At 39.8% G+C, this 7150-nt stretch carries 9 protein-coding genes and 1 pseudogene; 6 read left to right on the top strand and 4 right to left on the bottom strand.

Going from position 1 to position 7150, the window contains the following annotated elements:
• From JL57_RS35095 to JL57_RS20745, 4 genes are all read left to right on the top strand, one after another.
• Nucleotides 1-267, top strand: a 267-nt coding sequence (locus tag JL57_RS35095) for a hypothetical protein (RefSeq protein WP_291300366.1), incomplete at its 5' end; no start/stop codon positions are given.
• Nucleotides 268-343: 76 nt separating this feature from the next.
• Nucleotides 344-781, top strand: coding sequence for a YafY family protein (locus tag JL57_RS20755; protein WP_291300368.1), 438 nt, complete (start codon nt 344-346; stop codon nt 779-781).
• A 184-nt stretch (nt 782-965) separates the two neighbouring features.
• On the top strand, nt 966-1340 hold the full coding sequence (locus JL57_RS20750) for a DUF2750 domain-containing protein (protein ID WP_034143878.1): 375 nt from the start codon (nt 966-968) through the stop codon (nt 1338-1340).
• Between the two features lie 148 nt (nt 1341-1488).
• Nucleotides 1489-2088 carry a putative immunity protein gene (locus JL57_RS20745; RefSeq protein ID WP_034143877.1) on the top strand — a complete coding sequence of 200 codons (600 nt, stop codon included), beginning with the start codon at nt 1489-1491 and terminating at the stop codon, nt 2086-2088.
• Between the two features lie 289 nt (nt 2089-2377).
• Here the strand turns inward: JL57_RS20745 and JL57_RS20740 are convergent, their stop codons facing one another.
• The 4 genes from JL57_RS20740 to JL57_RS20730 form a co-directional block, all read right to left on the bottom strand.
• The gene (locus JL57_RS20740; protein WP_291300367.1) at nt 2378-2641 is read right to left on the bottom strand and encodes a toxin-antitoxin system HicB family antitoxin; all 264 of its coding nucleotides are present in this window, start codon (nt 2639-2641) and stop codon (nt 2378-2380) included.
• A gap of 156 nt (nt 2642-2797) precedes the next feature.
• The gene (locus JL57_RS20735; protein WP_291300365.1) at nt 2798-4108 is read right to left on the bottom strand and encodes a hypothetical protein; all 1311 of its coding nucleotides are present in this window, start codon (nt 4106-4108) and stop codon (nt 2798-2800) included.
• Nucleotides 4057-4521, bottom strand: a complete 465-nt coding sequence (locus tag JL57_RS35090) for an SWIM zinc finger domain-containing protein (protein ID WP_291300364.1) — start codon at nt 4519-4521, stop codon at nt 4057-4059. Before JL57_RS35090 ends, JL57_RS20735 begins: the two co-directional genes overlap by 52 nt.
• Nucleotides 4522-4843: 322 nt before the next feature.
• Nucleotides 4844-5719, bottom strand: coding sequence for a hypothetical protein (locus JL57_RS20730; protein ID WP_034143876.1), 876 nt, complete (start codon nt 5717-5719; stop codon nt 4844-4846).
• A gap of 693 nt (nt 5720-6412) precedes the next feature.
• Here JL57_RS20730 and JL57_RS36560 point away from each other — a divergent pair.
• Nucleotides 6413-6556, top strand: coding sequence for a transposase (locus JL57_RS36560; protein WP_366557065.1), 144 nt, complete (start codon nt 6413-6415; stop codon nt 6554-6556).
• A gap of 175 nt (nt 6557-6731) precedes the next feature.
• A pseudogene (locus tag JL57_RS20725) lies at nt 6732-7150 on the top strand (DUF3102 domain-containing protein); the annotation flags it as partial.

The raw sequence follows: 7150 nt of genomic DNA, 5'->3' as shown, positions 1-7150 counted from the left end.
CAATGCATAGTTGACCACTTAGAGTACCACTCCTTGCAGGTCAGGTTACCGTTCCACGGGCACTGCGAGATCTCCCGGGGTCATCCTACTTGCCTCCCTGTGAACTCGACCGTCTTAACTAATTTGGCTATTTCCATTTATCGGGCTTTCTCACATCTTGCAAAGTTACCCACCAAACCAGCCAGCATCGGTTCGCTTTCGCTCCGTTCCACAGTTTGCCTTCAGACCCTCCGGACCCCTCCTCACGGACGACGCCCTGTCTGTTAGCTAGTGCTTCCGAATGGAATCGGCGCACAGAGGAACTTTAATCCTCTAATACAAATAGAACTGCCCGGCGCACAAGATTGAGCCCTATCGGTTAGTGCTCAAAAATTCCAATTGGTATTTGCAGGGCTATTGCACGACCAGAAATGACTTTCGCATTTTCAGTATTTCGAATATGTCATCCCTCGAAACCCAGAATGAGACGTTTATACCAAGAGAATTCGATTATGAATCGATGGACTTTTATTTCAGGACAGATCGGAAAAAGATCACCCTTAAACTCCGTATTGATGAATCCTTGCGGGAATTAATGACCGAATTTTGCGGAGAAGACAAAATTGAAGATTTGGGGGATAACAAATATATTGCGTACTTTCCGTTCGTAGAAGATGATTATATGTACAAAATGATTCTGCAATTCGGCGAGAAATGCGAGTGCTTGGAACCGGAAAATATTCGGTCGGAGATTGTCAGAAGAATAAGGAATATGTTAAATGTTTACATCAACCCACATTAGGTATCGCGGCATAAAAAATAGGCAATTTAACTTAGCTAAAGACCCACATTTTGAACGTATCTTTAAAACTTTTAACTTACAGTTATTCTTAAACCCAGTAGTATAAATGCGTCCCGCCTCTAATTCAGCGTTGGATGGCATTCGTAGTATAATGTAAAGAATATTTAATGCAAGGATGAATTGAATGAACAACAAGGAATTTGAGGCGTTGATAAAAATACCAGTTCCAAAAAGATATGAGCATTTCATAAAGAAGGTTGTTGATTGGGAGGAAGTTTGGGGTCTTTTCAATTATGGTTGGGCTATTATAAGTGATAAAGATGGAAATAAAATGATTCCTTTTTTGTTCAAAAAGGAATTTGCTTTATATTGTGCAAAGGAAGAATGGGCAGATTATACTCCTAAAAATATCGAGTTAAACGATTTTATTGAAAAATGGTTACCTGGGATGAAAAAAGAAGAGATTAAACCTGCAATATTTTTCAATAATATTAATTCTGCGGTATTGTCAGTTGATACATTACTTAATGACCTTAAGCAAGAATTAGAGAATTATTAAGGCTAAATTTAGAGGGCTCAGCATTATATACAAGTTTTCATTATCCAAAGGATATTTAGCCCTGGACCTCCAGTTATTCTTAAACCCTACAGTATAATGCCGCCCCCTCAATTAGAGGTTGAACCTTTATTGGGAAGGAGTTAATACTATGTTTTCAGATGTAGAAATTAAATTAATGAAAAGAAATAAACTGTTTTTTTCTCGTGACAGTCAATGCTTACAAGAGTTAATTAATCTAATTCAATTACAAAAACACCGAACCATTGTGATGTGGGCATTGGATTGTGCAAAACTACCTTTGGAACAATTTGAAGCAAAGTATCCCGATGAACGTAGACCCAGAACCTGTTTGGAGCTATGTGAGGCTTGGGCAAGGGGCAAAATCAAAATGCCCATGGCAAAACAGGCTATTTTAGATTCACATGCTGTGGCAAAAAAAATTGATGACAGCGAATACGGTGCTTTGTGCCACGCAATTGGTCATGCTGGAGCTACCGTGCATGTAGAAACTCACGCTTTGGGGTTGCCTATCTACGAATTGACGGCAATAGTCATAAAATACGGAAAAGATGACTTTTCAAAACCAGTCAGCGAAAAGATAAATTACTATTATAACCGCCTGCTGTACTGGCAAGAAAATACCGAAAAACTTGGACTTGCTTGGGCAGACTTTTTATTGAATGACACCAGTCCAAACAAGGAAAGATTATTGAGCGAAAAACGAAAGTTAAAGCAACAAAGATTATGAGCATTAACCTTTGTTCGCATTGTTCTTATACTGCGTCCTTATGGGATCGTATTCTACCTACACCCATTTCTGATGACAGTATTCCATGAATGGTCCTCTGATCCGGAAGGATGGCTCAATTTCTCCAGAGTGGCTCAATGAACTCCGAATAGTGGCTCTCCTGAAACGTAATACTCAATATTGAGGACTATCAAGCAAATTGATTTTCTCAAGCAACGAAACAAAAGTTGTCAGAAGTCGATTGGTATTGCAGAAATAAAGAGAGCGGGTATTAAACCGCTCCAGTTTATCAGCCTTTAAATCCGGCACTCCTCGAAAGATGATAAAGAATTAATTGATTTAGGCTTATATTTTCTTTTTTGGCGAGTTCAGCTAAATATTTGCGAAGACTCTTTGGGACCCACACATTAAATTTCCCTGAGTAGTCTTCTTTGACCAGTTCAGGAATTTCAATGCCTTGTTCCAAAGCTATCTCTATCCATTCCCTTTTGGCGTCCTCGATCATGGCCAATGCTTCATCAGCGGTCTCAGCCTGGGTAATGCAACCAGGCAGATCAGGGGTATTTCAATTACATACACCCTCTTCAGCCGGGTATAAAGCGTATTTATACGGGAGTGCTAAGTAATAATCAATCCCTTTATTCGTCATCGTTAATCTCTCCTTCCAACAGTTCGATGGCCCGCTCAACGTATGTAGCTTTAATATCATTTATACTCTAGATAACTCATCCCTAAATGCCGGTCTATTTGCATACTTGTTAAAAAGCTTCTGTATGATTTCCGATGTCCGTTCTTTTCCACCAGCTTTTTTAAGATTACGAATAATAGCACATACCCTCTGATAATCTTTCCTGTTACCTGCTCTTGCAGCACACTGCTCAATATGTTGCAGAAAGAGCAGGTAAATCTCTTCCTTGAATTCAGGAATAAGATGCCTGTAATAAGTCTCGACCGATGATGGACTTCCTTGAACGTACTCAAGTAATTTTTGTTTTTCCCCTTCTTCTATTAGAATACGGGTGTAGACATCCTGATAAGTCTTCTTCTGGTTTTCCAATAAAAAAATGATCTTGGGGTAAACAGAGGGCCACTCATTTGTAGCATACGTGTTTTTCAATTCCTCGTAATAATCAAAGCTTCCGTCCAGAATAAAATCCATTGCCATTCCACGCTGTTCATCAATTTTCCCGGAAAGTTTAAAGGCTTCGTGCCTGTATTTCTTCCACTGGTTTACCAGTCCACGCAGGCTTTTATCCTTGTCCTCCCCATCAAGGGTAAGCTTTATGACATAGTCATAATCCTTTTTGTTCATAGCGCTTTCGATTGCCATTTCCCTAAAGTTGGAGTATTGAAGGTTATTTTTAATAAATTCCTGTGCTTTTTTCTGCCCGTCATGTTTCTCAACCAGATGATATCGGATGAGATTAACTCGCTCGGCTAAGTAATTGACACCCCATGAATCTCCTTCTTCATTTTCCAGCATTAAGATTAAATATTTTTCCAATTTGCCTCGTAAATCCGAAGTATCTGCAAGCTCAGAACAGCTTTCCAGAAGGTCTATTCTCCAATCCGTCCAACCAACGTATCGTCGATGAGATGCTTCTTCGATCAGCTTATTAAACATAGTTTCTTTATGAATTGGTTTTAGTTCTATATCCCCACTCATTTCATCAATAAAGGCTAAGCTTTCCTCAATTATTTCACCGATTACACCGTCAGAGTCATCTGCGCCTTGAAGTAAATCCATCATCTCCTGGATTACGCAAAGGCTAAGCTGTAAAGCATGCACAGGCTTATTCTGCTCTAAAGCAAAATGGGCCTTTTCCAGCACCAGATCCGCACCCTTGACAGCGTCACCAGTATCTCCGTACGCTACAAATCCATGTCTGTCGGAATTGTTACTTATAAAGGTGCGAATCAGCGCGATAGACTTGGATAGTCCATCCTCATCATTTCCATCATCAAAATTCAGTTCAATTCGCCGCTTGATTTCTTCATATTCTGTAACGATATCCAGCAAAATTTCAACCAGTTCATCTTTGGTTCTGTCAGATAATATTTTTTCGATATTAGGCGCTTTTCTTTTTTCGGAACCGGGGATTTAAGTACGGATTCTGAATCCCTACTATTCTGGGATATCTGGTTATTTCCTTTGGATAGATTGTTTTTCATATCCCGTACAGCAAGAAATGCTGCTACCTGATGCTTGCAATAATCGTCCATGTCATAGGGACAATCGCAAAAGGTATCGATTATGTTTGCCTGATCATCAAGTTCGACCTCTACCGTGTAGAGCTCAGTGCCTTCAACCTCTGCCTCAAAGACATTCTCCTCAGTTTCTTCAACTGACGTTACATAATTATTCTCATAGTAGTCATAGCCCCTTGACAGTATCTTTTTCTCGATATAGTTTTCAAAGTTGTTAAGATTCATTGTTACCACCCTCGTACTATCTTCTCAGATCTGAGTTTTTATCTTTTAAGTGAGATTCGGTTGTGAGATCTAAAATATTGTTCCCTCTTTCAGCAGATAATCAATGACCCTCTGAATTTCAGCCTGCACCTTTTTGTATTCAATTTCCTTCCAGACTTTCAGGATTGGTATATACCTAGCTATTGCCGGTGTCTAGTCCATACTCAGGTGGAGAGCCATCGTTCTCCCCGTTCGACGCAGGATAAAAGCGCGAGGTTGTCCGCAAACAGTGGCGGACAATCGCTAGTTGCAAAAAACGCCGACCAAAGCTTCCCAGAGATAGTCAGAATGGTAAGTCATCAATACCTGTCTGTAGCTCCATGTCTTCTTCGCATGCTTCCTCTTCAGAATAAGCTGGAGCGAAAAATTCCTGAAAACCCCAATAAAGCTCTTCTACCTTTTCTGGTAGATAAACATGCGTTCCACTCGTTCTCTGTATTGTGCCATTAGAATAGTCAACCTCGACATGCCATGTGATTGTTTCTGGTGCTTCATTATGATAATGAACTTCTTCTTCACCTATTAAGCATTCTTCAAAGGAATCAAATTTGTCAGAATACAATTGATCATCACTAAGAAAATTAAAGATGTTATTATTCTGGCCGTAATCTTGCTCCCATTCGAATATTTCGAGAGAATGTACTATCCATTTCAGGAATTTAGCCATATCGCTATCTAACATAAATTTTTCCTGTCTGCTTGCAGGAGAGCCGTCACTCGCAAATACCGTTTGAACGATTTTCTTACTCACTTTATCTGCTTCGAACAGACAATTGGCATTTTGTACATCGCGCAGCTCTTCATATACCTTCGAATGTATCCTGATACTCAACTTGTTGATATGAAGCTGCTTTTTCCTATTATTTCGCTCCGCGTGTGGATACAAAAGCTTATATATCTCCTGAGCAGCCGATTTAACTTCTTCACGCTGATCATGAAGTCTGTTTTCAAGCCAGCTCTTTTCTGCCGGGCTAAGCTTTCTGAAGGGCATGTTGAAAAGTCTATTCAAGGTCATATCTGCAGCTTGCTCAGTTGGAGACTTTTTACTGCATCTTCGACATATGTGATTTGCATGTCCCTTACCCGAAAAGCTCTCATTCGATTTATATTCAGAACAAATCTTGCAGTAATGGCCGCTTCTGCGTTTTTTCTTTGACATTTCTCTCTCCAATATTTTCTAGTTTATAACCACCAAATGTTACACGTTCCATTATTATAAAGATATTTTTCTTCTAACGCTCATAAAACTTTGCTCATCCTTAACACCTCCAGTATCTTTTTCTGAATATCTACCCATATTTAAAGCATCTGCCTTCTTATTCATTCAGCAGATGCTTCGTTATTGATCTTGTTAAAATAATTCTATAAACTTATCAGAACTAACAACCATAAAATTAATATTATCAACAACATGCATGCCACTTTTAAAATCATCTGAAACTAAATAATCTGCATTCCCTTCAATGGCGCATTTTAGTAAACTAATTCCCCTATAGTATCCTGTGCAAATAAAAGTTGAATTTTCCGATCATCAATTAAATCCATTATTTTGGAACAAACATTATTGTCTTCTGGACGAAAACCACGCTTTTGTGAAAAAATTAGTGTCCAACACGACCTTGAGTTTACGCAGTAGGCATTGGCATTTGATTTACTGCTGACCTTGTTCCGGTAACGTTAGTAGTTTGCATTTATTTTCCTCCTATAAATGTATTTCCATTATTATTGTGTAAGATTCTATGGAGATTTATACAGGCTACAAATTAATTTATAACTTAAGACAATTGCAAAAAAGAAAACCCCAGTCCGTAAAAGCCTGAGGACTAATGAGAAATCGTAATTTGTAAGACATATGGAGTGTAGCTCCGGTAGCCTCGGTATCGCGGAAAAAGCCCTACCTAATAAACGCATTATTAGCATTGAAAATGATAGTGTTTCCTTCAAATGGCGGGACTACAAGGATGGCAGTAAACAGAAGATGTTTCCTAGAAAATAACAAATTGTTGTTCTTCGTTTACTCTTTGTTGACTTCCGATGGCTACAGTAAAAAGACCAAAGAATAACAGCCAGGAACCGGCAAAAATCCAAATATTGGGCCCAATAGAGGGCGTTGAATGTGATTGTTGAATGAGTTGATTTGATCTTATTGTGGCGGTTACAGCTCCAAGTGACTGGAGGAGTTGGTCGATTTCTCCCAGAGCAGGGCCAATAAACTGATGCGTATCTTCAAAGAGTACGGAGCCGGACAGCTTACCTCCTCAAATTCGGATTCGAATCCGAATTTAAACTACAGCCAGGCGGTGCTTCTTTTAGGTATCCCAAAGGAGGAACGGGCGCAATTCATCATCGATATGGATATCAAGGGAATGACCAATCAGGAACTCAGGAAAGCGGTCAATGAACGGACGCAGGCCCGGCAAGAAAAAGACCAGGCCCAGCAGGAGAACGCGGACCTCCAGAAAACAGTGGAAGACCAAAGCGGTATCATCACCGGGCTGACTGCGGAGCTCGACAATCTGAATGTCCAATTGGAGAACGTCAAGACGTCCAAAGCGGATCTCGATAAAACGGCCAGGCAGCTGAAGGATTC

Source organism: Desulfosporosinus sp. BICA1-9, from assembly GCF_000802135.1.
Note: the sequence above shows the minus strand (reverse complement) of the source record. Positions and strands in the feature narration are given on the sequence as shown.